Here is a 24,552-nt window from a genome sequence, read left to right on the forward strand (position 1 = left end):
GCGCTCCAGGGTAGTTGGAGCTGATCGAGGCCCGCACGGGGACCCGGCAATGCCACCCCGCCGGGTGCCGTCACACCACCCGACCGCTCGCCACCAGCAGCGCGACGTCGATGAGGGCCACCAGCATCACCGCCCGGAAGGCAGCCACCGGCCGCCGGCCCGCGCGGGCCGCCGAGCGCCCGGCGTACCAACTCAGTGGCGGCACGACGGCGGCCGTGCCGACCGCCGCGAGCCCGAGGACCGACGGCGGTCCGGGTGGTCCCAGGACCAGGACGGCGGTCGCGGCGAGGAGCAGTCCGGCCGCGGCCGCCCGACTGCCCGCCGCGCCGAGGCGGTGCGGCAGGCCGCGTACACCCGTGCGGGCGTCGTCGGCGAGGTCGGGCAGCACGTTGGCGAAGTGCGCGCCGGCGCCGAGGCAGGCCGCCGCCGTCAGCAGCCAGAGCGGTGGGGTCGGTTCGCCGGGCAGCGCCAGCACCACGAAGCCGGGCAGCGCGCCGAAGGAGACGGCGTACGGCAGGACCGAGAAGACGGTGGCCTTGAGCGGCCAGTCGTAGAGCAGCGCGGAGACCAGGGCGACCGTGAGCCAGAGCGCCGCCCGGGGGTTCGTGGTCAGCGCCAGCAGCGGGCAGGCCACCGCGGCCACCGCGGCGGCCCAGGCCGTGACACGCCGGCCCACCGCGCCGGCGGCGACCGGCTTGTCGGTACGCCCCACCGTGGCATCCCGCTCGGCGTCCAACGCGTCGTTGGTCCAGCCAACCGCGAGTTGGCTGGCGAGTACGGCGAGCACCACGGAGGCGATTCCCCAGGGCCGGTGGCCCACTCCCCAGGCCAGCAGACCGGACACTGTGGTCACCGCGGCGGCCGGTTCCGGATGGCTCGCCCTGACCAGCCCTAACACCCTCGACGACATAAGGGAAGTCTGGTCGTTACCGAGCAGTCGTGCCACGCTCGGAGCCATGCGAGACGTGGCGTCGACCGCCCAGCGGGTGCTGCCGCGCAACGATCCGCGCCAGTACGACGACCTGGCCGGTGAGTGGTGGCGGCCGGATGGCGCGTTCGCGATGCTGCACTGGCTGGCCGAGGCCCGCGCGGCGCTCGTACCGCCGACGAGGAGTCCGGGCGCGGTCCTGGTCGATCTGGGCTGCGGCGCCGGTCTGCTCGCGCCGCACCTGGCCGGCAAGGGCTACCGGCACGTCGGGGTGGACCTGACCCGTTCGGCGCTGGTCCAGGCCGCCGGGCACGGCGTACGGGTGGTGCAGGGTGACGCCACGGCGGTGCCGCTGCCCGACGGGTGCGCCGACGTGGTCTCCGCCGGCGAGCTGCTGGAACACGTGCCGGACTGGCCGCGGGCGGTGGCCGAGGCGTGCCGCCTGCTGCGCCCGGGCGGCCTGCTCGTGCTGGACACGCTCAACGACACGGCGCTGGCCCGGCTGGTCGCGGTGCGGATCGCCGAGCGGCTGCCGACGGTGCCGCGTGGCATCCACGATCCACGGTTGTTCGTGGACGCGCGGGCGCTGGTGGCCGAGTGCGCCCGGCACGGCGTCGAGCTGCGCCTACGTGGGATCCGACCGCAGGTCGGGGGGCTGCTCGCCTGGCTGGTGCGGCGGGCCCGCGCGGCACGGACGCCGGGTGTGCCGTTGACCGGTCGTGCCCCGCGCATCGTGCCGACCCGGTCCACCGCCGTGCTCTACCAGGGCCAGGGGGTCCGCAGAGGATAGTCGGCTCGTGGCGGGGTATGGGACGCCGAGGAGGGAGCGATATGACGGTGCACGCGCTTGAGGCGGCCCGCCGATTGACGCCGCGGTTCGCCGCGCGGGCGGCGGAGCACGACCGGGACGGCTCCTTCCCGGCCGAGGACTTCCGTGACCTGCGGGAGGCCGGCCTCTTCGGGTTGATGGTGCCGCGCGCTCTCGGTGGCCTGGGCGCGAGCTTCGCGGATTACACCGCGGTCGCCACCGAGCTGGCCCGGGGCAACGGCGCGACGGCGCTGGTGTTCAACATGCACGCGTCGGTGACCGGCGCGCTGGGCGCGGTCACCGAGGAGTTGGCCGAGGCTCTGGGCGTGTCGGACGAGGCGCTGGCCGCCCGGGACCGGCTGCTCACCGCCGCTGCCCAGGGCGCCTGGTACGGCGTCGCGATGAGCGAGCGGGGCACCGGCGCGCGCCTCTCGCAGTTGAGCACGGTCTACGAGCCGACCGACGGCGGTTGGCACCTCAAGGGCAGCAAGACCTTCTGTTCCGGGGCCGGGCACGCCGACGGCTACCTGGTGGCCGCGCGCAGCGCCACCGACCAGTCGACGGTGTCGCAGTTCCTGGTGCCGGCCGGCGACGGTTTGAGCGTCGAGCCGACCTGGGACGCCCTCGGCATGCGGGCCACCTCGTCGCACGACCTGCATCTGGACGTCACCGTGCCGGGCGACCGGCTGCTCGGTGGGGTGGAGGGGTTGGCCCTCGTGATCGCCCAGCTCATGCCGCACTGGCTGGTGGCCAGCTACGCGGCCGTCTACGTGGGGGTGGCGCGGGCCGCCATCGACGCGGCGGCCGAGCACCTCAACGCCCGCAACCTGGCCGGTCTGCCGGCGGTGCGCTCGCGGCTGGGCCGGGCGGACGCGGCGACGGCTGCCGCCGAGCTGGCGGTGGCCGAGGCGGCCCGCCGGGTGGACGACGCGCCGGGTGACGCGGAGACCAACCGCTGGGTGTGGCGGGCGAAGCTGCTGGCCGGGACGACGGCCGCCGAGGTGGCGGCGTCGATGCTGGAGGCGGCCGGCACGTCGGCGACCCGACGTGGCCACCCGTTGGAGCGGCTCTACCGGGATGCCCGTTGCGGCTCACTGCACCCGGCCACGTCGGACGTCTGCGCCGACTGGCTGGGCATCGCCGCGCTGGGCGGGGACCCGGACCGCGACGGATCGGCACCGCGTTGGTGAGCGGGTGTCGCGGGAAACGTACGAGGGTGCGGCCGGCCGAGGTGGCCGGAGGGACGGCCAGGGGGAGGACAGCGTTTGACGAGAGGTGGGGATCGTGTCCGTACCAGTGATCGCGGGGCTCGGGACAGCGCAGCCGCCGTCCGCTTCGCAGGACGAGCTGTGGGAGGGCTTCTTCTCCCGGCACTTCTCCGGCAGCACCCGGGCGTTGGCCGAACGGATCTTCGCGAACTCGGGGGTGACCCGACGGCAGGCCGCGGTCAACCCGTTGCTCGAGGACGTCTCGGACTGGCCGACCGAGCGCCGGATGCGTCGCTACCAGGTGGAGGCGCTGCCGCTGGGCAAGGAGGCGGTGGGGCGCGCGTTGACCGCCGCCGGTCTGGACGCCGGCGACGTCGGGATGTTCATCGTCTGCTCCTGCACCGGGTACGCCACCCCGGGGCTGGACATCCTGCTCGCCCGTGACCTGGGCATGGCGGCGGACACCCAGCGCATGTTCGTCGGCCACATGGGCTGCTACGCGGCGCTTCCGGGGTTGGGCGCGGCGAGTGACTTCGTCACCGCCCGGGGCCGGCCGGCGTTGCTGCTCTGCGCGGAGCTGACCAGCCTGCACATTCAGCCGTCCACGGCCCGGGTCGACACCCAGCAGATCATCTCGCACGCGCTCTTCTCGGACGCCGCCGTCGCCGCCGTGGTGGTGCCCGGCGGCCGGGGGTACGCGTTGCGCGAGGTCGCCTCGGTCACCGACACCTCGACGGCCGACCACATGACCTGGGACGTCACGGACGCGGGCTTTCGGATGGGGCTGTCGTCGAAGGTGCCGCAGGTCCTCTCCCGGCACGTGCGCGGCCTGGTCGACGACCTGCTGGCCCGGCACGGCGGCACCATCTCCGACGTGGACGGTTGGGCCGTGCACCCGGGCGGGCCGCGGATCCTCAACGTGGTCGAGCGGGAGTTGGCCCTGCCGCCGGAGGCGTTGGCGGCGTCCCGGGCGACGCTGGACGAGCACGGCAACTGCTCCTCGCCGACGGTGCTGCTGATCCTGGACCGGTTGGGTCGGTCCACGCCGCCGCCTCGGCAGGTGGTCATGCTGGCGTTCGGTCCGGGCCTCACCCTGTACGCCGTCCTGCTCGATCGACAGGAGTGAACGCCAGCGACCCGACCGGTACGCTCGTTCCATGGATGCGGGGGCGGACGACCGGTTGCGGTCGGCGGTGCTGGTCGGTGCGGCCCTGGCCGCGCTCGCGGTGGGCGGCTGGTGGTGGCATGCCGCCGCGCCCGCCCCGGTGGCCGGGCCGGTGAGCTCACCGGTGGTCGCGCCCAGCGTCAGCACCGAACTGGAGCGCATCCTGACCCGCATCGAACCCGGGGAACGGGGCGTGACGGTTCGGATCGACCCGGAGACCGGCGAGGCCGTCCGGGTGGGCGGCAACTCGCGAATCGCGATCGACGCGGAGGCGGGCGCGATCGCCGACGTCGACGGCGATGTGGGGATTCTCGTCCCCGGGAGTGACCTGCCCTCGTTCCGCAGCACGATCTGGCGGGAGCAGCGGGAGTTGGCGCCCGGCGAGGAGCGGACCCGGCAGGCGTCCGACGACGGTTCCCGCTTCCTGCTCCAGTACCGGTGCACCCGACCGGGCACGCTGGCGGTGACGAGCACCGGGGCCGAGATCGCCGGCCCGCCGCGCATCGACTGCGACGGCACGCTCGCGTCCGCCCGGCTGCTGCCCGGCGGCGGGCCGTTCCGGGTGTCGCTGTCGGCCGTCGGCGACCAGCCCATCGACGTCGAGGCGCAGCTCGTCGCGCTGCCCCCGTCGTAGGCCGTTCAGCGGGCCAGGGCGGTCAGGTCGTCCTGGTACGCGTCGACGGGCCCGACGCCGGGCAGCACCCGGGTCACCACGCCGGTGCGGCCGACCAGCAGCGCGTTGGCGGCACCGGGGCCCAGGAACGAGCGCAGACCGCCGGCGGGGTCGGCCAGCGCGCGGACGCCGTCGACGGGTGGTGCGGTGGCGACAGCCCGGCCCTCGGTCACGGTGACCACCGTGACGCCGGTGGGCGCCGCCGCCACGGCCTCGGTGACGACGTCGGGGCAGCCACAGTCGTCCACGAGGATGATCATGGCGGGTAACAGGCCGCGGAGCGGAACGGGCGCCTGCCCGGCGTCGACCAGGTCCAGCGCGGGCAGCGCCTGACCGGTGAGCGAAACGGGTGGTGGGGAGGGCGCCGGAGTGGGCCGGTCGGTGCTCCGGCCGGCGCGGGGCCAGGTCACGGCGAGCAGGCCGGTCAGAGTGGTGAGCACCGCCACCACCAGGACGAGCAGCGGCAGGGCGAGTGCCCGGCGTCCGGCGTACCGGCCGGTGGCCCGGCGCAGCTCACGACGTACCTGGGCGGCCTCGCTGGCGAGGGCGGAGGCGTCGTCGGGGACGACGATGCGGCCCCACTCGGGTGGTAGGTCGGGCAGGCCGTCGGATGGCCCGTGGCCCTCTGCGTCCGGCTTGCCCATCGGACCCCCCAGGAAGCGTCTCGAGAGCGGAGTGTGGCTCGGACTCCAGGGTCCCGCACCGGGGGCACGTCCCGCTACATCTGGGCGCGGTCCCGCACGCCGGGATACCATGGGAGGAGCGCATAGCCCTTGATCTCGACGTTCTGTTCACTCGTATCGGGAAGTCATCCGATCGTCACGGAGCGTGTTTGAACCATCGGTTTGACCGCCTGTCAAGCTGAAGAAAGACCTCTCACAGGGCCCCTGAGCTGCGCCAACGGTCAGGACATCGGTGAGACATCGTTGCCTGAGCGTGTTACCCTAGACACAGCGAAAGGGGTTTCGAACCTATGGTTTTCAGTGTCGGCGAGACCGTTGTTTACCCCCACCACGGGGCCGCACTCATCGAGGCAATCGAGACTCGGGTCATCAAGGGCGAGCCCAAGCAATATCTCGTCCTGAGGGTCGCGCAGGGTGACCTGACGGTCCGGGTGCCGGCTGAGAACGCCGAGATCGTGGGCGTTCGCGAGGTGGTCGGCGAAGAGGGCCTCGGTAAGGTCTTCGACGTTCTCCGGGCTCCGCACACCGAGGAGCCGACCAACTGGTCGCGGCGTTACAAGGCCAACCTGGAAAAGCTGGCCTCCGGCAACCCGCTGAAGGTCGCCGAGGTCGTGCGTGACCTGTGGCGTCGGGAGCGGGAGCGGGGCCTCTCCGCAGGCGAGAAGCGGATGCTGGCCAAGGCCCGCGACATTCTCGTCGGCGAGGTCGCGCTGGCTGAGAAGAGCACCAAGGACGAGGCGGAGACGCTGCTCGACAAGGTCCTCACCGAGGCCTAGTCCGCACAGCATCGTCGTACCCACTTCGTAGCGAAGAAACCACCGAGGACCGCGACGTGACCGCGCAGCTCAACCCGCGCGGTGACGTCGCGGTCCTCGTGCCTGCGGCCGGTGCCGGCGTACGCCTCGGTCCCGGTCGACCCAAGGCGTTGCGCCTGCTCGCCGGAGAACCGCTGCTGGTGCACGCCGTGCGCCGGCTCGCCGCCGCACCGTCGGTCCACACGATCGTGGTGGCCGCACCGGCGGCCGAGGTGGCGGGTGTCCGTGAGTTGCTGGCCTCGGTGGCGCCGGTGACCGTGGTGGCCGGTGGCGCCGAACGACAGGCCTCCGTCGCCGCCGCGCTCGCGGCCGTGCCGGCCGGCCCGACAATCGTCCTGGTGCACGACGCCGCCCGCGCGTTGACCCCACCCGAGCTGGTCGAATCGGTCGCCGCCGCGGTCCGGGGCGGCCAGCCGGCGGTGATCCCGGTCCTGCCGGTCGTCGACACCATCAAGGAGGTCGGCCCCGACGAGGTGGTGCTGGGCACCGTCGACCGGTCCGCCCTGCGCGCCGTGCAGACCCCGCAGGGCTTCCGCCGGTCCGTGCTGGCCGCCGCGCACGCCGCCGCGGGTGATCCGCTCACCGACGACGCCGGCCTGGTCGAGAAGCAGGGTGTGGCGGTGGCCTGCGTGCCCGGCTCGGAGTACGCGCTGAAGATCACCCGTCCGTTCGACCTGGCACTGGCGGAGCACCTGCTCGCCGCCAGCGACTGACGCCTCGCGACCGCACGGCGGGACCGCACCTTCGTTCTACGCGTAGTCTCGGATCATGATCGTTCCTCGGGTGGCCATCGGCACCGATGTGCACGCGTTCGAGCCCGGCCGACCCTGCTGGGTTGCCGGCCTGCTCTGGCCCGACCAGGACGGTCTCGCCGGGCACTCGGACGCGGACGTCGCCGCCCACGCCGCCTGCAACGCGCTGCTCTCCGCCGCCGGGCTCGGTGATCTCGGCTCGGCCTTCGGGGTGGACCAGCCCGAGTGGGCGGGGGCGTCCGGCGTGGCGCTGCTGGCCGAGACGGCCCGCCGGGTGCGGTCCGCCGGCCTGGCGATCGGCAACGTGTCCGTGCAGGTCATCGGCAACCGGCCCAAGATCGGCCGTCGGCGGGATGAGGCTCAGCGGGTGCTCTCCGAGGCCGTCGGCGCACCCGTGACCGTCTCCGCCGCGACCACCGACGGGCTCGGCTTCGCCGGCCGTGAGGAAGGTCTGGCGGGCGTCGCCGTCGCGCTGGTGTACGACGCCCCGGCCGCCTAGGCTCGCCGCGATGTCCACCGATCCCGCCCCCGACCGGTTCGCCGCCGACGGCTACCTCGAACGCGCCCAGCTCCTCGCCGAGTTGGGCCGGCACGACGAGGCGGCCGGCGAGTTGACCGAGGGGCTCGCGCTGAAGCCCGCCGACCCGGACGCCCTCACCATGCTGGCCCGGGTGCATCTCGCCGCCGACCGGCCGGCCGACGCGCTCGCCGCCGCCGACTCGGCCGTTGCCGCCGCACCGGACGCCCCGCCGACGCTCGTCGTGCGGGCGATGGCGCTGGCCGATCTGGGGCGGTACGCCGACGCGGCCGCCACCGCCGACCGGCTGCTGGCGCTCGGGCCGGCCGACGCGTACGCCCAGCGCAGCGCCGCGGCGATCCTGGCCGACGCGCGCAACGGCCAGCCGGCGCTGAACGCGGCCTGGCGTGGGGTCGAGCTGGCCCCCCAGGAGCCGCCGGCGCACCTGGTGCTCAGCCTGGTCGCGGCCCGGCTGGAGCTGTTCGACCTGGCCGAGCGGGCCTACCGGGAGGCGCTGCGGCTCGATCCCCGCCTCGCCGAGGTCGGGCACGACGTCGGCGTCCTGCGTCTGGAGCAGCGCCGCTGGTCTGCGGCGCTGGAGCAGATGGCCGAGATGGTGACGTTCGGCCCGAGCCGGATCGACTCCCCACGGACCCTCGCGTACGGCCTGCACCGCCTGGTGTTCTACGGCGCGGGCTGGTCACTGGTCGCCGCGGTGGTGGTCGCGTTCGCGGCGTCGGCGAACGACGGGTTCTCCCGGGTCCTGGCGGTGCTCGCCGCCCTGACCGGCGGTGTCGTGGTGTGGCAGCTCGCGGCCCGGCTTCCGGGGTTCACCCGGACCGTCCTGCCGGCCATGCTGCACGCCGACCGGACGATGGCCCTGGCGATCTACGCGGTGGCGGCCGCGCCGCTGCTGCTACTCGTGTACGCCATGGTCGGCTCGCCGTGGCCGCTGGTGCTCGCCATCGTCGCCACGGTGATAGCCGAGTTCGCCGCCTTCACCAGAACAACCGTCCGCTAGGGGCGGCGCGCCCACGTCCAGGCGTATCCCTCGTCTTCGCAGGCGCGTGCCGCGTCGCAGAGGTCGAGGGGGCGGAAGGTGTCGACCATGACGGCCAGCTCGTCGAAGTAGTCCGCGCCGATGGAGCGTTCGGCGGCGCCCGGCTGGGGCCCGTGGGTGAACCCGGAGGGGTGCAGCGAGATCGAGCCCTGCTCGATGCCGGAGCCGCGCCGGGCCTCGTAGTTGCCGCCGGTGTAGAAGAGCATCTCGTCGGAGTCGACGTTGTGGTGGTTGTACGGCACCGGGATCGACTGCGGGTGGTAGTCGACCTTGCGGGGCACGAAGGAGCAGATGACGAAGTTCGGGCCCTGGAAGGTCTGGTGCACCGGCGGGGGCTGGTGGATGCGGCCGGTGATCGGCTCGAAGTCGTGGATGGAGAACGCCCACGGGTAGAGGTGCCCGTCCCAGCCGACCACGTCGAACGGGTGGTTGGCGTAGACGTGGCGGGTCCAGCCGCGACGGTGCCGGACCAGAACCTCGACCTCCTCGCCGTCCACGAGTAGGGGCATGTCGGGGCCGCGGACGTCTCGTTCGCAGTACGGCGAGTGCTCCAGGAACTGCCCGCGTACGGAGAGGTAGCGCTTGGGCGGACCGATGTGCCCGGACGCCTCGACGGCGAGCAGCCGGACGGGCACGTCACCGGTGGGGACCAGCCGGTGGATGGTCGAGGTGGGGATGACGACGTAGTCGCCGGCGACCGCGTCCAGGGCCCCGAACGGCGACTCGACCCGCATCGTGCCGGCCTCGACGTACAGGCAGTGGTCGCCGGTGGCGTCGCGGAACAGCGGGGAGGGCCGGTCGGCGAGGACGTACCCGATGCGGACGTCGTCGTTGGCGAGCAGGTACTGCCGGCCGAGGATCGGGTCGGCATCGCCGGCGTCGAGCTTGTGGGTGCGCAGGTGGCGGGGCTTGAGCGGCAGGTTCGCCGTCCGGGTGAACGCGGGCGGGGTGAACACGTCGGCGGCCAGGATCGCGGTGGGCGCGTGCCGGTGGTAGAGCAGGGACGAGTCGGAGGAGAAGCCCTCCTGCCCCATCAGCTCTTCGGCGTAGAGGCTGCCGTCGGGCTGGCGGAACTGGGTGTGGCGCTTGCGCGGCACCTCGCCGACGCTGCGGTAGTACGGCATCTCGCCTCCCGATATATCCCGTTCACCGGCCGAAGGCGTCCGATAATCGGACGCTGTTGTCCGTTCCTTGTAGCGTCCCGTAGATTCTTGTTCCGTGTCAACGCAGGTGCCCGCGCTCCTCTACGGCCTGGTGGACGACGCCGCCGTCTTCCCTCCGGGCAGCGCCACGCTGCCCGACGCTCTGAAGGCGCACCGCCAGCACCGCGCCGCCTGGTACGCGGATCTGGTCGGCCCGCTGCTCGTTCCCGCCTCGACCGTCGTGACCGGCGACCTGAGCGGTCTCGTCGACCAGCGTGAGGGCCCGGTGATCGGGCTGATCGGTGACACCGGGATCGCCCGCCTGCCCTTCGCGCTCTCGTTCCTGCCACCCGACGGCGTCACGGCCCGCCAGGTGGAGGTGGCCGTCGCCAAGCGGGGCGAGGACCCGCTACCCGGCGTCGCCGAACTGCTGCGGCTGACCGAGACCCTGCCGGGCGTCGAGGCCGTCTACGCCGAGCTGCCGCTGACCTTCGGCCTGATGGGCGCCCTGGACGCCCTCGCCACCGCCCGCGCCGACGGCGTGCCGATCGCCGCCAAGTTCCGCACCGGCGGCCTCGCCGCCGAACTGTTCCCCACCCCGGCCGAACTGGCGGCGGTGCTCTGCGCCTGCCGCGACCGCGCGCTGCCGTTCAAGCTCACCGCCGGACTGCACCAGGCGGTGCGGCACCTCGACCCGGAGACCGGGTTCACCCACCACGGCTACGCCAACGTGCTGGCCGCGACGCTCGCCGCCGCCGACGGGGAGAGCGTGCGCGTGATCGCCGAGCTGCTGGCCGCCCTCGATCCACGTCCGCTGCTCGAACGCGTCAACGGACGGCTGGACGCGCCGCGCCCGCTCTGGGTCGGCTTCGGCTCGTGCAGCATCCTGGAACCACTTACCGATCTGATCCGGCTGGGGCTGGTGAACGGGGGCTACGACGCATGACCTGGGTGAGCGGCGTTGACGGTTCGCCGTACGGCGTGACGAACCTGCCGTACGGGGTGTTCTCCTCCGGCGGGGACGGGCCGCGGATCGGCGTACGCATCTCCTCGTGGGTGTTCGACCTGGCCGGGGCGGAGGCCGCCGGGCTGGTGCTGGCCGCCGGCGCGCTGGGCCGGCCCACCCTCAACGACTTCATGGCGCTCGGGCGTCCGCAGTGGACGGCGGTCCGCCAGCGGATCGTGGGGCTGCTCACCGACCCGGCGCACCGCCCGGCGGTCGAGCCGCTGCTGGTGCCCCTGGCCGACGTGGAGATGCTGCTCCCCTTCGAGGTGGCCGACTACGTCGACTTCTACTCCTCGGAGCACCACGCGTCGAACGTCGGGCAGATCTTCCGCCCGGGTCAGCCGCCGCTGCTGCCCAACTGGAAGCACCTGCCGATCGGCTACCACGGCCGCGCCGGGACCGTCGTGGTCTCCGGCACGCCGGTGGTCCGGCCCACCGGGCAGCGGGCGTCCGCCGAGGGTCCGGTGACCGGCCCGTCGGTACGCCTCGACATCGAGGCCGAGGTCGGCTTCGTGGTGGGTGTGCCCAGCGCGTTGGGCGACCGGGTCCCGGTGGCGGACTTCGCCGATCACGTCTTCGGGGTGGTGCTGGTCAACGACTGGTCGGCCCGCGATATCCAGGCCTGGGAGTATCAGCCGCTCGGCCCGTTCCTCGGCAAGTCCTTCGCCACCTCGGTCTCGGCCTGGGTGACGCCGTTGGAAGCGTTGGCCGACGCCTTCGTGCCGGCTCCGGATCAGGACCCGCCGGTCGTCGACTACCTGCGCGACGTCCCGCACCTGGGGCTCGACCTGCGGCTGTCGGTCGAGTGGAACGGCGAACGGGTCAGCGAACCGCCGTTCGCCGGCATGTACTGGACGCCGGCCCAGCAGTTGGCGCACCTGACCGTCAACGGCGCGTCCCTGCGCACCGGCGACCTGTACGCCTCGGGCACCGTCTCCGGCCCCGAGCGCTCCCAGGTCGGCTCGTTCCTGGAACTGACCTGGGGCGGGGCCGAGCCGGCCAAGGTCGGCGCCGAGAGCCGTACCTTCCTCGCCGACGGCGACACCGTCACCATCACCGCCACCGCGCCCGGGTTGGACGGCACCACCATCGCCCTGGGCGAGGTCACCGGAACGGTCCAGCCGGCCCGCTGAGGCACCCGCCGCCGGGCCGTCTCATCGACGAGACTCATGGTCGCACCGTCTGTGCGATAACCACACCCCGGTTACCCCGTTGATCACGCGGATCAGTCGCCCCGCCACCCCCTGTCCAGTGGTGGGGCGTCCCGACGCACACGGAGGTAACAACGATGCACGATCTCAACGGAGCGCTCTGGCGCACCAGCAGCCGGTCCAACGACCAGGGACTCTGCGTGGAGGTGGCGGACAACCTGGTCGACGTGATCGGCCTGGTCGCGGTCCGCGACTCCAAGGACCAGAGCGGCCCCACACTGGCCGTCAGCCCGCCGGGATGGACAGCGTTCGTCGGGGCGATCAGGTCCGGTCGCTTCGAACGCTGAGCGGTGTCGCACCGGCGGAACGGACAACGTGGCCTCCGGGTGGTGGAAATTCCGTCCGGGGGCCTCGTCCGGCCCGCACCGCGCGTACCGTCGGTGGCACGGGAGGGTGGCATGTCGACGGTCGCGGTTACCGGTTTCATCGAGGCGGACGCCGTCGATGTCTGGTGCCTGCTGACCGACCTGTCCGACCGGGCCGCCCGACTGACCGGGGCCGGCCCGGTCGAGGTGCTGACCCCGGGCCCGTTCGGGCCGGGCACCGCCTGGCGTGCCGAGCGCGCCCAGCCGGGCGGCGGCACCCTCACCGAGGAGTTCCTGGTGGTGGAGGCGCTCGCACCCCAGCGGCTGGTGCTCTGCTCCTCCGGCGCCGGTGCGGACTACCGGATCACCTGGCGTCTGCGTCCGGCCCGGCGACGTCGCGGCCCGCGCACCGCGGTCACCGTCACCCAGGAGGCGGTGCCGACCGATCCGTACGGGCGGGTGGTGGCCCTGCTGCTCGGTGGCCTCGCCGCCCGTGCGGTCGAGGTGGCGCTCCGGCGTGACCTCGCCGACCTGGCCGTCGCTGCTCGCGCCGCCGGCTCGCTCGAAGCGGCCTGAGCGCACGTGCCCGGAGCTTGACCCGTACAACCTGACCGGGCTCCGACCCAGTGCGCTGGGTAGGGTGCCGGGCGGAGGTGCGGCATGGGGTTCCCGAGGGGCCGGCGACGGCTCGTGCTGGCGGTGGCGGTGCTACTCGCCGTGGCGGCCGTCGCGGTCGTCGTCCACCGGGTGCTCGCGCCGGCCGAGGTGAGTACGCCCGCCCGAGCGGACTATCCGGCGACGCCCCAACCCGCGGCCGGTGTGATCGGCCGTCTCCCGGTCGCCCCGTTGATCGTGGACGGGCGGCTGCGGGTGTACGCCGCCCACCGCCAGGTCTACGCCGACCGGCCGGTCGACTGGCGGCACCGCACCACCCCCTACTGGTCGTACCGGCGGTGGCCGGCGGAGCTGACCGGGGTGGTGGCGAGCGGCACCATCGTGGTCAGCCGCTGGTCGGACGGCCGGCTGGTCGCGCTCGACGCGTCCACCGGGCGGGTCCGCTGGCGGGCCGACGGGCCGGTGCCCGTTGCGAGCACGGCGGTGGTCCGGCGCACCGGTGCCGCCATCGTCTGGAACCCCAGCGGGCTCCTTTTCACCGACCTCCCGGACGGCCGGACCGTGCTGACGGTCACCGGGAACGGGCGGGCGAGCGGGGTGGAGGTGTCCAGCGGTCGGGAGCTGTGGCGGACCGACCTGCCCGGCGACTGCCGCAGCGACGTCGGCACCACGGCGACCGGGCAGTTGATCGGACTGGACACCTGCTCCGGCCCGGCCACGATCGAGTTCCGGGACGCCGCGACGGGCCTGGTGGGCGAGCGCTGGCGACCCCCGGGCGACCCGGATCACCTGGTGGTCACCCCGCTCGGATGTCGTACCGGCCGGTCGGGGTGTCTGGCCCTACGCACGGCGGGTCCGGGTGACGCCGGTGGCCGGGGTTGGGCGTTGGGCGGTGGCGAGCCGGTGGCCGCGCCCGCGTTGGACCCGGCCGGCGTCGTCGTGGTCGGCGAACAGGCTGTCGGTGTCGTCGACGGGGTAGCGGTGGGTCGGTCGGCGCGTACGGGTGCCGAGCTGTGGCGTTCTGCGGGCCTGGGCCCGGCGCGGGTGCTCGCCGCCCAGCCCGGCCGGGTGCATCTGCTGACCGAGGGGAACGACCTGGTGACGCTCGACCCGGCGACCGGGCGTCTGCTGTCCCGCAGCACGCTCAACGTCGGCTCGGACGGCACGGGCTGGACGCCCGGGGCGGTCTGGGCCGAGGCCGGCTACGTCGCGATGGAGCGGCTGCGCGAGCCGGTCGATCCGGACGGCGACGACCAGCGCTACTACCTGACCTCGGAGGCGGTGATCCTGGCCGCCACCTGATCGGGGCACCGGGTTCCGAATCTTTCACCACATCTGTCCGGAAAAGGTACTTTTCTCACGGTTCAGGTTTCGGGGTGGGAGGGGTCGACATGGCCAGCAGGGCAACCAGGTGGTTGGTCGGTGGTGTGCTCGCCGCTGCCACCGGACTCGTGAGCACGGTGCCATCGGCGCTCCTGCCGGGCGGGCCGCCGGCAGGCGCGGTTGCCGCGGTGCGGGTGGCGCCGTCGGACGACACCGGTGTCACCTTCGAGGTGGTGCCGGCATCGCCGACCATCACCCCGACCACGCCCCCGCCGACCCGGCAGCCCACCCCGACGCCCAGCCACGGTGGGAACCTGCCGGTCACCGGCCCGAACGGGTCGATTCTGCTCCTCGTCGCCGTGGGGATGACGCTGGTGGTCATCGGTTGGCTGGCCGCCCGTCGCCGCCGACCGAGCTGACGTGGCCCGCCTGCCGGTCGGCCGGAACGTGTTCGCGGTGCGCGGCGGCAGGGGTCCGGCGGGAGCGGCGGCGCACGAGCACGGCGAGACCGGTCGTCAGCAGCAGCGCCGCGACGACAACTCCCACCGCCCAGGGAGAGCGCAGGCGGGACACGACGCTGCCCTTGCGGCCGGCCGCAGCGGGGTCGGGGAACTCGATCTGCGCGGTCAGGCTCCGCTTCACCAGCCCGCTCTCCAGGTTCACCTCGGCCTTCCAGCGGCCGTTGGGCAGCTCGGTGGGGAACTGGGCGACGACCAGTCCCGAGCCGCCCGGGGGCAGCGTGACGCCCTTCCCGACCGGGAACGGCCCGGCTCGACTGCCGGCCGGCCCGTCGCTCAGGCTGACCGTGCCGGTCAGGTCGATGGCCCGGCCGCCGGTGTTGGTGACCTGGACCGTCACCGTGGGCACGCCCTCAGGACCGCGGGCCGGGCGCACGTCGCCGATCGTGAAGTCCGAGGCCGGTTCGCCACCCGGGCCGATGTCGAGGTACATCCGAACACCGACCCGGTGGATCTGGGTGACTTGGCCGCTCGCCCGGGGCTTTGAGGTGGTGGACGCCCAGATGACGCCGTACCGCTCGCCCCGGGGGGCGGCCGTCGGCACGGTGACGGTCGCCCGGACCCGTGCCTCGCCCCACGGCTCCAACTCCACGGTGTCGCGGTCGACCGTGGTCCAGGACGTCAGCTCGCTGGCCGCCCTGCCCTCCCCGAATGTGAAGGCCGAACCCTCCAGGGTCGCTGCCGCGGGGTACACGTCGACGCGGCGCGGCTCGCCGGTCCGGTTCACGATCAGCAGTTGCCGGTTGATGGTGGTGCCCGGCGGTAGGTGGTCGACGATGTAGCGCAGTGCCCGCGGGTCGTCGCGGCGGTCGGTCGGGGCCTCCAGCAACCGGATCCCGATGCTGCCCTCGTCCGACCCCGCGTCCGGCTCGGCCGCGCCGGCCCGGGTCGACAGACCCGGACCGGCGAGGCAGAACAGGGCGAGCGCGACCGCGATGGTCGACCGCCCCCGGCGGTCACGCCACCGAATGTGTCACCGTGCCGGTGTAGACGCCCGCGATGCTGTCCAGCGGGACGTTGACCACCAGGGTGGGGTTCCAGGCCGCGGTGTTGCCGCCGGTGCCGCCGGAGTGGGTGAACGCGGTGAGCGGGGTGGTGCTGTCCAGTGGCGCCGCGTCGCCGGCCGTGGCCTGGCCCGGCGTGAAGGTGCCGTCGCCGGTGGTCGCGGTCGCCGGACCGGACCAGTAGTCGATCTCGGACGGCAGGACCGTCTCGGGCGGCGAGCCGCCGCCGGTCTGGAAGACCGTCGCCGTCACCGAGGCGACCCAGGAGGCGTCGGCGGAGCCCCGGGAGTCGGTGACGGTCACCGTGCCGAGCTGGCCGGTGATGGTGCCACCGGGTGCGCCGGTGCCCAGGTCGGCGGTGGCCGGCGCGTCGATGTCGAGGGTGCCGGCGAGCACCTCGAAGGTGGTGGTCGTGGTGTCGGTGGGTGCCGCGGCGGCGGGTGCCGCGAGGAAGCCGACCGCCGCCACCGCGGCTGCTCCGGCGAGGCAGATCTTGGCAGTACGCACTGTTCGTTACCCCGTTTTCTCGAAGTGAGCCGGCACGGGTCCGCGCCGCGCCGGCTACTTCGGAAGATAGGGCAAATACCGTGCAAAACCAGACAAACAGCTCTTATGTCACCGGTTGGTCATACCGCGTTCGCTCAGGTCAGCGCCGCCTCCGCGGCGGCCAGGAACGCGTCGTTCTCGGTCGGGGTGCCGATGGTGACCCGGACGCCGTCCCCGGCGAACGGCCGCACGATCACCCCGCGCGACTCGCACGCCTTGCCGAACGCCACGGCCCGGTCGCCCAGCGGCAGCCAGACGAAGTTCGCCTGGCTGGTCGGAACGTCGGGCACGAACTTGCGCAGCGCCTCGGTGACCCGGTCCCGCTCGGCGACGACCAGCGCGCACCGGCGCTCCATCTCGTCGGCCTGCGCCAGCGCCGCGAGCGCGCCGGCCTGGGCCGCAGTGCTCGTGGAGAACGGCGTCACCACCTTGCGGACCGCCGCCGCCACCGCTGGCTGCGCGACCAGCCAGCCGATCCGCAGCCCGGCGAGGCCCCACGCCTTGGACAGGGTGCGCAGCACCGCCACGTTCGGCCGACCGAGGTAGTCCAGGCCGTCCGGCACCTCGGGGTCCGTGACGAACTCCCGGTACGCCTCGTCGATGACCACCAGCACGTCGTCCGGCACCGAGTCGAGGAACCGGTCCAGCTCGGCCCGGCGGACGGCCGTGCCGGTCGGGTTGTTCGGGTTGCAGACCAGGATCATCCGGGTCCGGTCGGTCACGGCCGCCGCCATGGCCGCCAGGTCGTGCCCGTGCCCGGCGTCGTTGGCGACCCGCACGCTGGTCGCGCCGCTGGTCGCCGCGATGATCGGGTACGCCTCGAACGACCGCCACGCGTACAGCACCTCGTCACCCGGCAGGCAGGTGGCCCGCACCAGGTGCTCGGCGAGCGCCACCGACCCGCAGCCCGTGGCGATCCGGTCGGCGTCCACGCCGTACCGCTGGGCCAACGCGTCGCGCAGCGCGACCACGCCCATGTCCGGGTACCGGTGCGAGCCGCTGACCGCCTCGGTGACCGCCTCGACCACGCCCGGCAGCGGCCCGTACGGCACCTCGTTGCTGGCGAGCTTGATGGCCTCCGGCAGACCCAGTTCGCGGGCCAGGTCGGCGGGGCTGCGCCCGGGGACGTAGCTGGGCAGCGCGTCCAGGTCGGCGCGGGTCAGTCGCACCGCCGGCTGGTGACGTCCGGAGTCGGTCATGGGGTGTCTCCCGAGGGCTGAGGGTGATCGTCGGAGGCGGGGGGACCGGTGGTGGCGGGGACCTCGACGACCACCGTCAGCGCGCCCCGGTCGTGCAGCGCGCGGCGCAGCGGGTGGTCGACGAGCGGCGACACGGAGTCGATGAGCTGGACCAGCAGACCGATCCCGAAGCAGGGCCAGAGCAGGGTGGACATGCCCAGCGTCGTCCATCGGCGCAGCGCCCGGCCGAAGCCCAACGGCTGGTCGGCCTCGATGGGGACGGCGCGGATACGCATCACCCGCTTGCCGATGGTCTGCCCGTTGCCGGCCATGGCGGGCACCTCGTACGCCAGCCACAGCGCGGTGGCGATCACCACGATCGCCACCTGGAGGAGCCCGGCCTGTTCGCTGATCGGCGGCAGTCCCTCGCGGGAGGTGTTGCCCTCCATCCCACGCCGGAACGCCTCCCGCCAGTACGGCGTCAGCTCTTCCAGCCACCGCCAGACGAACCAGCCGTTGACGAGCACGTTCAGCGCGAAGACGACAGCGAAGTCGATCAAACGGGCGACCAGCCGCCGGCCGTAACCGGCCAACCTGAGCCCGTGCGGGCGCGGCTCCGGTGGACGGCCGGGCCAGCCGGGACCCCAGCCGGGCGGCACGCTCTGCGGGCTCCAACCGGGCGGGGTGCTCTGCGGGCTCCAACCGGCGGGACCGTTCTGCGGGCCCCAGCCCGGAGGCGGACCGCCCTGCGGACCCCAGCCGGGAGGCGGGGTGCCCTGCGGACCCCAACCCGGAGGCGGGACGGACTGCGGGCCGGGCCCCGGGTGGGCTGGCTGGCCGGATTGCGGCGGCCAGCCCGGCGGGGTCTCCGCCGAGGGAGAGCCGGCCGGGGTGACCGGTACGGGCGGCGGCTCGGGTGGGGGCGGTCCGTCGGGCGGGGTCGCGTCGACAGGGATGGCCGCGCCGAGCCAACCCTCGCCGTCCCAGTAACGACGGGTCTCGCGGTCGGCGGGGTCGACGTACCAGCCGGGCTCCACACTCACGCCGACGCTCCGCTGCCGTACCTGCTGGTTCGCTCGCTCACGAGGCAACCTTAACGACGACCGTCGCGGCGAACTTGTCGTGGAGGCACTGCTGCCAGGGCTTGTCCCAGAGCTGCCAGAAGCCGTCGACGTAGCTCAGGCCGGGGACCAGCGAGCAGGCCAGGTACTGCACGAGCCACCGGCGGCCGGCCATCCGCCGGTCCAGCGTGCGGTTCGGATCGAGCGGCACCACGCGCAGCTTCATGATCTTCTTGCCGAGCGTCTGGCCGCCACGCTTGAGGTACTCCACGTGGTAGAGCCAGTAGAGCCCGAGCAGCACGACGAAGACGCCGAGCTCCGCCAGCAGGAGCGGCAGGAAGAAGTCGGTGAAGACGGTGGCCGGGTCGGGCTCCACGAGAGTGCCGTCCGGGTTGGTCCGGGTCATCTCGCTGAACATCTGCCACCAGAGGACCAGGAAGACCGGCAGGAACAGCACCATCGACACGACACTCGCCAGTGCCCCGTCGATGAGCCAGGCCAGCAGCCGGTCACCGAAGCTGGCCAGCGGCTGGCCGGCCGGGCTGAGCGCGGGCTGGGCGACCGGCCAGTGCGGCACGCCGTACCCGGGTGGGGCGTACTGCGGCGGCACGCCGTACCCGGGTGGGGGCTGGTGCGGCGGCACGCCGTACCCCTGGGGGTGTGGGCCGGGCGATGGCGCGACGCCGCCAGCGGCGGGCGGAGGCCCACCGGCCGGCGGCGTCGGGTACGACGGAGGCTGCGTCACGTTCGACAGTGTTACAGGTTCCCGCGCGCTTCCTGCTCCCGCTCGATGGCCTGGAAGAGCGCCTTGAAGTTGCCCTTGCCGAAGCCCAGCGAGCCGTGCCGCTCGATCAGCTCGAAGAAGACGGTCGGGCGGTCCTGCACCGGCTTGGTGAAGATCTGGAGCAGGTAGCCGTCCTCGTCCCGGTCAACCAGGATCTTGCGCTCCTTGAGCTGCTCGATCGGCACCCGCACGTTGCCGATCCGCTCCCGCAGCTCCGGGTCGTCGTAGTACGAGTCGGGGGTGTCCAGGAACTCCACGCCGGCGGCGCGCATGGCGTCGACGCTGGCCACGATGTCGTTGGTGGCGACGGCGATGTGCTGGGCACCCGGGCCCTGGTAGAACTCCAGGTACTCGTCGATCTGCGACTTCTTGCGGGCGATGGCCGGCTCGTTGAGCGGGAACTTCACCTTGCGGGTGCCGTTCGCGACGACCTTGCTCATCAGCGCCGAGTAGTCGGTGGCGATGTCGTCGCCGACGAACTCCGCCATGTTGGAGAAGCCCATCACCCGCTTGTAGAACTCCACCCACTCGTCCATGCGGCCCAGCTCCACGTTGCCGACCACGTGGTCGACGGCCTGGAAGAACCGCTTCGGCTGGATGCCGGCGTCGATCATGGGCTGCCGGTCGACGATCGGGCCGCGGGCCACGAAGCCGGGCAGGAACGGGCCGCGGTAGCGGGACCGGTCGACGAGCGTGTGCCGGGTGTCGCCGTACGCGGCGATGGAGGCCATCCGGACGGTGCCGTTCTCGTCGGTCACGTCGTGCGGCTCGACGACGCCGGTGGCGCCCTGACCGATGGCGTGCGCGTACGCGGCGTCGACGTTCGGCACCTCGAGCGCGATGTCGCTGATGCCGTCGCTGTGCTTCGCCACGTGCTCCGCGCCGTCGGCGTCCGGGCGCACCGCGCCGGTCAGCACGAACCGGGCCGAGCCGCTGGTCAGCACGTACTGGGCGTGGTCGCGGTAACCCTGCTCCGGGCCCCGGTACGCCACGCAGGTCATCCCGAACGCGGTGGAGTAGTAGTGCGCGGCCTGCTTGGCGTTGCCGACCAGGAAGTGCACGTGGTCGAGCCCACGGACGGGGAACGGGTCGTGGCTGATGTCGTGGTCGACGGCGCCGACGAGCCGGTCGATGTCGACGTCCTCGGTCGACTGGGGTCGGTCGATCGCCTGGGTCATGGTGGCCTCCCTCGCGTACCGGCCGGCCTCGTGGGCCGGTTCTTGACCGAAGGATCGCGGGACGGGCATCGAGTGGGCAACTGTCAACGTAAAGGCTGGTCAGGTTGCGCATTCGGTATGGTCTGAACCCATGAATGGTGGGCAGGCTGTACAGCTCGACGCGCTCGATGTCCGGTTGGTCGAACTGCTCGCCGAGGAGCCGCGGATCGGGGTGCTGGAGTGCTCGCGGCGGCTCGGCGTGGCCCGGGGCACCGTGCAGGCCCGGCTGGACAAGCTCGTCGACCGGGGTGTCATCCGGGGCTTCGGTCCGGAGATCTCGCCGGCCGCGATCGGCTTCGGCGTGACCAGCTTCGTCACGTTGGAGATCAGCCAACGGCAGGGCCACGACCCGGTCACCGCCCACCTGGCGGCGATCCCCGAGGTGTTGGAGGCGCACACCATCACCGGCTCCAGCGACCTGCTCTGCCGGATCGTGGCCCGCTCCAACACGGACCTGCAACGAGTGATCGACCAGATCGTCTCGTTCGCCGGCATCACCCGCGCGTCGACGATCATCGCGTTGGCGGAGCAGATCCCCTACCGCACGCTGCCGTTGATCCGCAGCGCCGTCCGAGCTGAAGGAAGGGCACCTTCCTAACGCTTGCGGTAGAGGAAGGGCACCCCGTTAACACCTTCCGCCGCAGAAAGCGCGGCGACACGGCGGCGCGGGCGTACGGAAGATCCGTGATCGTGGCTACGGTGTGCGGGTGGCGAAGGGGAGCGTGCGCGTCGGGCTGCTGGCCGGCCTCGCCGTGGTCGTCGCCCTCGCCGCCACCGGCGTCTGGAACCCGTTCCCCGGTATCTGGGACTGGGTGGACCGCAGCGAGCCCATCTCCGAGCCGGACGTGGTCTGGCAGCAGCGGGTCGGCGGCACCCCGCGCAGCGTGACCATCGCCGGCGACACCGTCGTGGTCGAGCAGCGTACCCGGGTGGAGGCCCGCAGCCTGGCCACCGGCGCCCAGCTCTGGGAACGCAAAGCGGACTGGTCGGCGGTCGCGGGTGGCGACCGCGATCCGGTCGTCGCCGTGGGCAAGCTCCTGGTCAAGGGGTACGAACTGCTCGACCCGACCACCGGGGCGGTCCGACGGCGCGACGACGACGCGGTGGCCGTCTGGACGTACCGGAACCTGCTGCTGGACGCCCGCTGCACGGACGCCACCGACTGCACGCTGAGCGCGTGGGACCCGCGCGGTACCAAGCCACTGTGGACGGCCTTCCTGCCCGGGGTGCACAGCGGCCTGCTCGCCGACAACCCCGGCCTGCGCGGCACACGCCGGCTCGCCGCCACCCGCATCGACGACGGAGTGGCCGGGGCCGAGGCGGCACCTCCGCTGCTCGGCTTCCCGGTCGACGGCCGGGTGCACGTCGTCGACACCGCCACCGGTCGCGTGCTGCAGAACGTCGAGCCCGGCCGGGACGAGCGGCTGTCGGTGGTGGGCGGCCGGATGCTGCGGATCGCCGCCCGCTCCCAGGACGGCACCTGCTACTTCGCCATCTCCGCGCGGGACCCGGCGACCGGGCAGGAGGCGTGGCAGCGGGCCGGGGTCAACCTGCGCACCGCCGACACCGCCGGCTGCGTCCAGCGCGAGGACCCGCAGGGCGCGCGGAACGTGCTGATCGGCGTCGGCCCGGACGGCCGCGAGGCGGTCATCGACGGGTACGACGGACGGCTGCTCTGGGTCGGCGAGGCCAGCACCAAGCTCGTCGCCGTCGACGACCGCTACGCGGTGTTCCGCTCCGCCGACAAGCGCTCGGTGGTGTCCCGGGAACTCGGCGCCGACAAGGTGCGGTGGACCAGGCCGGCCAGCGCCAAGGCGGGCGCGGCGCTCACCCCGTACGCGGCGGTGCTCGCGGACGAGAAGCCGTCGCGGCTGGTCGCCCTCGACCCGCGCACCGGGCGGGAGCTGGCCGTCCTGCGTACCTCGGCGAACGCACTCGCCGTCGGCTCGCAGGGCATGATCATCGGCGAGGGTCGGGAGATCGGGTACGTCCGTTTCGGCGCCACGCCCGGCGCCCCCGTCCCGCAGCCCGGCGACGGCGGCAACCCCGGCCCGGGCGGCACCCGCCCGGGGTCGGGTGACGGCAACGGCGACTGCGGTCCCAAGGGTGAGTTGTGCACCGAACCGGACGGCGGCAAGGACGGCTGAGCGGGTGGGATTTCGGGGCGCTGAGCGCTGCCGACCTCGGCGGATGAGAGCGGCGTCCCAGACCCAGCCCGGCGGGTGGGAATGATCGACCGGTCTGCCCTAGGCTTGCCGCTCATGAGCAGTGCCGCCGCATTCTCGTACGCCCCCCTGCTGCCGACCGGCCCCGACCAGACGGAATATCGCCTGGTCACCGACGAGGGCGTGGACGTCGTGCACGGCCCGGGGGGTCGTCGTTTCCTCACCGTGGAGCCGGCCGCGCTGACCGCGCTGACCGCCGAGGCGATGCACGACATCGCGCACTTCCTGCGCCCCGGGCACCTGGCGCAGCTCCGGGCGATCATCGACGACCCGGCCGCGTCGTCGAACGACCGGTTCGTCGCGCTGGACCTGCTGCGCAACGCCAACATCGCCGCCGGCGGGGTGCTGCCGATGTGCCAGGACACCGGCACGGCGATCGTGATGGGCAAGCGTGGCCGGCACGTGCTGACCGATGGCGCGGACGCCGAGGCCATCTCCCGGGGCGTCTACCAGGCGTACACGAGGCTCAACCTGCGCTACTCCCAGCTCGCCCCGCTGACCATGTGGGACGAGCGGAACACCGGCAGCAACCTGCCGGCCCAGGTGGAGCTGTACGCCGAGGACCCGGACGGGCACCCGGACGCGTACAAGTTCCTCTTCATGGCCAAGGGCGGCGGCTCGGCCAACAAGTCGTACCTCTACCAGGAGACGAAGGCGCTGCTCAATCCGACGCGGATGATGCAGTTCCTGGAGGAGAAGCTGCGGCTGATCGGCACCGCCGCCTGCCCGCCGTACCACCTGGCCATCGTCATCGGCGGCACCTCCGCCGAGTACGCGTTGAAGACCGCGAAGTACGCCTCCGCGAAGTACCTGGATGCCCTGCCGACGCAGGGCTCGATGAGCGCCCACGGCTTCCGCGACCTGGAGCTGGAGGCCCAGGTGCTGGAGCTGACCCGCAACTTCGGCATCGGCGCGCAGTTCGGTGGGCGCTACTTCTGCCACGACGTACGGGTGGTGCGGCTGCCCCGGCACGGCGCGTCGTGCCCGGTGGCGATCGCGGTCTCCTGCTCGGCGGACCGACAGGCGGTCGCCAAGATCACCCCGTCGGGCGTGTGGCTGGAGCGCCTCGAAACCGACCCGGCGCGGTTCCTGCCCGAGGTCACCGACGATGCGCTCGACGCCGAGATGGTCGTCCGGGTCGACCTCAACCGGCCGATGGACGAGATCCGCGCCGAGCTGTCCAAGTACCCGGTGAAGACCCGCCTGTCGTTGTCCGGCCCGCTCGTCGTGGCCCGGGACATCGCCCACGCCAAGATCGCCGAGCGGCTGGACGCCGGTGAACCGATGCCGCAGTACCTGCGCGACCACGCCGTCTACTACGCCGGCCCGGCGAAGACGCCCGAGGGGTACGCGTCGGGCTCGTTCGGCCCGACCACGGCCGGCCGGATGGACGCGTACGTGGAGAAGTTCCAGGCCGCCGGCGGCTCGCAGGTGATGCTGGCCAAGGGCAACCGGTCGGGTCAGGTGACCCGCGCCTGCCAGCAGTACGGCGGCTTCTACCTCGGCTCGATCGGCGGTCCGGCGGCCCGCCTCGCCCAGGACTGCATCAAGCACGTCGAGGTGCTCGAATACCCCGAGCTGGGCATGGAGGCCGTCTGGAAGATCGAGGTGGAGGACTTCCCCGCCTTCATCGTGGTCGACGACAAGGGCAACGACTTCTTCGCCGAGGTCACCAAGCCGGTGCTCACCATCGGCCGCCGCTGACCGCTCCGTCCCGCGAGGAGGCGCCTCTCACGTCGGCGGTCGGCCTGCGTCGAGCTGTGATCGTCGGACTACTCTGCTGGTTGGTTGTGTGATCGACGCGGGGG

Annotated in this window: 26 protein-coding genes; 17 read left to right on the forward strand and 9 right to left on the reverse strand. The window is 73.0% G+C overall.

The genetic code is table 11. From position 1 onward, the window contains the following. Positions 1-70 precede the first annotated feature (70 nt). The gene (locus AB0J36_RS03225) at positions 71-910 is read right to left on the reverse strand and encodes a UbiA family prenyltransferase (protein WP_357128673.1); all 840 of its coding nucleotides are present in this window, start codon (positions 908-910) and stop codon (positions 71-73) included. Between the two features lie 46 nt (positions 911-956). Here AB0J36_RS03225 and AB0J36_RS03230 point away from each other — a divergent pair, with 46 nt between their 5' ends. From AB0J36_RS03230 to AB0J36_RS03245, 4 genes are all read left to right on the forward strand, one after another. Next, positions 957-1,718, forward strand: coding sequence for a methyltransferase domain-containing protein (locus AB0J36_RS03230; RefSeq protein WP_357128676.1), 762 nt, complete (start codon positions 957-959; stop codon positions 1,716-1,718). Between the two features lie 41 nt (positions 1,719-1,759). Continuing rightward, the gene (locus AB0J36_RS03235) at positions 1,760-2,926 is read left to right on the forward strand and encodes an acyl-CoA dehydrogenase family protein (RefSeq protein ID WP_357128679.1); all 1,167 of its coding nucleotides are present in this window, start codon (positions 1,760-1,762) and stop codon (positions 2,924-2,926) included. Positions 2,927-3,011: 85 nt separating this feature from the next. Beyond that, complete coding sequence (locus AB0J36_RS03240) at positions 3,012-4,070, forward strand: type III polyketide synthase (RefSeq protein WP_357128682.1); 1,059 nt, start codon at positions 3,012-3,014, stop codon at positions 4,068-4,070. Positions 4,071-4,101: 31 nt separating this feature from the next. After that, entirely contained in the window at positions 4,102-4,743 is a 642-nt protein-coding gene (locus tag AB0J36_RS03245) for a hypothetical protein (RefSeq protein WP_357392299.1), read from the forward strand. Positions 4,744-4,748: 5 nt separating this feature from the next. Here AB0J36_RS03245 and AB0J36_RS03250 read toward each other — a convergent pair whose 3' ends face one another. Next, positions 4,749-5,426: a hypothetical protein gene (locus tag AB0J36_RS03250; RefSeq protein ID WP_357128688.1), complete on the reverse strand. Its 678-nt coding sequence runs from the start codon at positions 5,424-5,426 to the stop codon at positions 4,749-4,751. Positions 5,427-5,755: 329 nt separating this feature from the next. On the opposite strand from AB0J36_RS03250, the gene AB0J36_RS03255 reads away from it, so the two are divergent. Genes AB0J36_RS03255 through AB0J36_RS03270 form a run of 4 tightly spaced genes read left to right on the forward strand, consistent with a single transcriptional unit; the run spans position 5,756 to position 8,570 of the window. Further along, positions 5,756-6,241 carry a CarD family transcriptional regulator gene (locus AB0J36_RS03255; RefSeq protein WP_007073334.1) on the forward strand — a complete coding sequence of 162 codons (486 nt, stop codon included), beginning with the start codon at positions 5,756-5,758 and terminating at the stop codon, positions 6,239-6,241. A gap of 56 nt (positions 6,242-6,297) precedes the next feature. Then, the gene (ispD, locus tag AB0J36_RS03260; RefSeq protein ID WP_357128691.1) at positions 6,298-6,993 is read left to right on the forward strand and encodes a 2-C-methyl-D-erythritol 4-phosphate cytidylyltransferase; all 696 of its coding nucleotides are present in this window, start codon (positions 6,298-6,300) and stop codon (positions 6,991-6,993) included. Positions 6,994-7,045: 52 nt separating this feature from the next. Then, positions 7,046-7,531, forward strand: coding sequence for a 2-C-methyl-D-erythritol 2,4-cyclodiphosphate synthase (gene ispF / locus AB0J36_RS03265; protein ID WP_357129236.1), 486 nt, complete (start codon positions 7,046-7,048; stop codon positions 7,529-7,531). Positions 7,532-7,541: 10 nt separating this feature from the next. Beyond that, positions 7,542-8,570, forward strand: coding sequence for a tetratricopeptide repeat protein (locus AB0J36_RS03270; protein ID WP_357392300.1), 1,029 nt, complete (start codon positions 7,542-7,544; stop codon positions 8,568-8,570). Here the strand turns inward: AB0J36_RS03270 and AB0J36_RS03275 are convergent. Continuing rightward, positions 8,567-9,733: a homogentisate 1,2-dioxygenase domain-containing protein gene (locus AB0J36_RS03275; protein WP_357172550.1), complete on the reverse strand. Its 1,167-nt coding sequence runs from the start codon at positions 9,731-9,733 to the stop codon at positions 8,567-8,569. The two genes, AB0J36_RS03270 and AB0J36_RS03275, sit on opposite strands and share 4 nt — an antisense overlap. Positions 9,734-9,827: 94 nt before the next feature. Between AB0J36_RS03275 and AB0J36_RS03280 the strand changes: the two genes are divergently transcribed. The 6 genes from AB0J36_RS03280 (at position 9,828) to AB0J36_RS03305 (ending at position 14,630) form a co-directional block, all read left to right on the forward strand. After that, a complete protein-coding gene (locus AB0J36_RS03280) occupies positions 9,828-10,697 on the forward strand; it encodes a hypothetical protein (RefSeq protein WP_357392301.1) in 870 nt (289 codons plus the stop codon). Then, positions 10,694-11,890: a fumarylacetoacetase gene (fahA, locus tag AB0J36_RS03285; protein ID WP_357392302.1), complete on the forward strand. Its 1,197-nt coding sequence runs from the start codon at positions 10,694-10,696 to the stop codon at positions 11,888-11,890. Before AB0J36_RS03280 ends, fahA begins: the two co-directional genes overlap by 4 nt. A gap of 155 nt (positions 11,891-12,045) precedes the next feature. Next, on the forward strand, positions 12,046-12,255 hold the full coding sequence (locus AB0J36_RS03290) for a DUF397 domain-containing protein (RefSeq protein ID WP_357392303.1): 210 nt from the start codon (positions 12,046-12,048) through the stop codon (positions 12,253-12,255). A gap of 111 nt (positions 12,256-12,366) precedes the next feature. After that, entirely contained in the window at positions 12,367-12,849 is a 483-nt protein-coding gene (locus AB0J36_RS03295; RefSeq protein ID WP_357392304.1) for an SRPBCC family protein, read from the forward strand. Between the two features lie 84 nt (positions 12,850-12,933). Further along, a complete protein-coding gene (locus AB0J36_RS03300; protein WP_357392305.1) occupies positions 12,934-14,190 on the forward strand; it encodes a PQQ-binding-like beta-propeller repeat protein in 1,257 nt (418 codons plus the stop codon). Positions 14,191-14,279: 89 nt separating this feature from the next. Continuing rightward, positions 14,280-14,630 carry an LPXTG cell wall anchor domain-containing protein gene (locus AB0J36_RS03305; protein ID WP_357128713.1) on the forward strand — a complete coding sequence of 117 codons (351 nt, stop codon included), beginning with the start codon at positions 14,280-14,282 and terminating at the stop codon, positions 14,628-14,630. Here AB0J36_RS03305 and AB0J36_RS03310 read toward each other — a convergent pair. The 6 genes from AB0J36_RS03310 to hppD form a co-directional block, all read right to left on the reverse strand. Continuing rightward, positions 14,590-15,558 carry a hypothetical protein gene (locus AB0J36_RS03310; protein WP_357392306.1) on the reverse strand — a complete coding sequence of 323 codons (969 nt, stop codon included), beginning with the start codon at positions 15,556-15,558 and terminating at the stop codon, positions 14,590-14,592. The two genes, AB0J36_RS03305 and AB0J36_RS03310, sit on opposite strands and share 41 nt — an antisense overlap. A gap of 127 nt (positions 15,559-15,685) precedes the next feature. Continuing rightward, positions 15,686-16,240, reverse strand: coding sequence for a hypothetical protein (locus AB0J36_RS03315; protein WP_357128720.1), 555 nt, complete (start codon positions 16,238-16,240; stop codon positions 15,686-15,688). Positions 16,241-16,374: 134 nt separating this feature from the next. Continuing rightward, positions 16,375-17,478, reverse strand: coding sequence for a histidinol-phosphate transaminase (gene hisC, locus AB0J36_RS03320; protein WP_357128723.1), 1,104 nt, complete (start codon positions 17,476-17,478; stop codon positions 16,375-16,377). Continuing rightward, the gene (locus tag AB0J36_RS03325; RefSeq protein ID WP_357128726.1) at positions 17,475-18,500 is read right to left on the reverse strand and encodes an RDD family protein; all 1,026 of its coding nucleotides are present in this window, start codon (positions 18,498-18,500) and stop codon (positions 17,475-17,477) included. Before AB0J36_RS03325 ends, hisC begins: the two co-directional genes overlap by 4 nt. Before the next feature lie 37 nt (positions 18,501-18,537). Beyond that, complete coding sequence (locus tag AB0J36_RS03330; protein WP_363660077.1) at positions 18,538-19,263, reverse strand: RDD family protein; 726 nt, start codon at positions 19,261-19,263, stop codon at positions 18,538-18,540. Between the two features lie 11 nt (positions 19,264-19,274). Then, complete coding sequence (hppD, locus tag AB0J36_RS03335) at positions 19,275-20,480, reverse strand: 4-hydroxyphenylpyruvate dioxygenase (protein ID WP_357172543.1); 1,206 nt, start codon at positions 20,478-20,480, stop codon at positions 19,275-19,277. A 130-nt stretch (positions 20,481-20,610) separates the two neighbouring features. On the opposite strand from hppD, the gene AB0J36_RS03340 reads away from it, so the two are divergent. From AB0J36_RS03340 to AB0J36_RS03350, 3 genes are all read left to right on the forward strand, one after another. Next, the gene (locus tag AB0J36_RS03340; protein ID WP_357172540.1) at positions 20,611-21,117 is read left to right on the forward strand and encodes an Lrp/AsnC family transcriptional regulator; all 507 of its coding nucleotides are present in this window, start codon (positions 20,611-20,613) and stop codon (positions 21,115-21,117) included. A 136-nt stretch (positions 21,118-21,253) separates the two neighbouring features. Beyond that, positions 21,254-22,666 carry a PQQ-binding-like beta-propeller repeat protein gene (locus AB0J36_RS03345; RefSeq protein ID WP_357129239.1) on the forward strand — a complete coding sequence of 471 codons (1,413 nt, stop codon included), beginning with the start codon at positions 21,254-21,256 and terminating at the stop codon, positions 22,664-22,666. Between the two features lie 114 nt (positions 22,667-22,780). Beyond that, positions 22,781-24,448: a fumarate hydratase gene (locus AB0J36_RS03350; RefSeq protein WP_357128735.1), complete on the forward strand. Its 1,668-nt coding sequence runs from the start codon at positions 22,781-22,783 to the stop codon at positions 24,446-24,448. Positions 24,449-24,552 lie beyond the last annotated feature (104 nt).

This window comes from Micromonospora sp. NPDC049662 (assembly GCF_040675055.1).
Lineage (GTDB): Bacteria > Actinomycetota > Actinomycetes > Mycobacteriales > Micromonosporaceae > Micromonospora.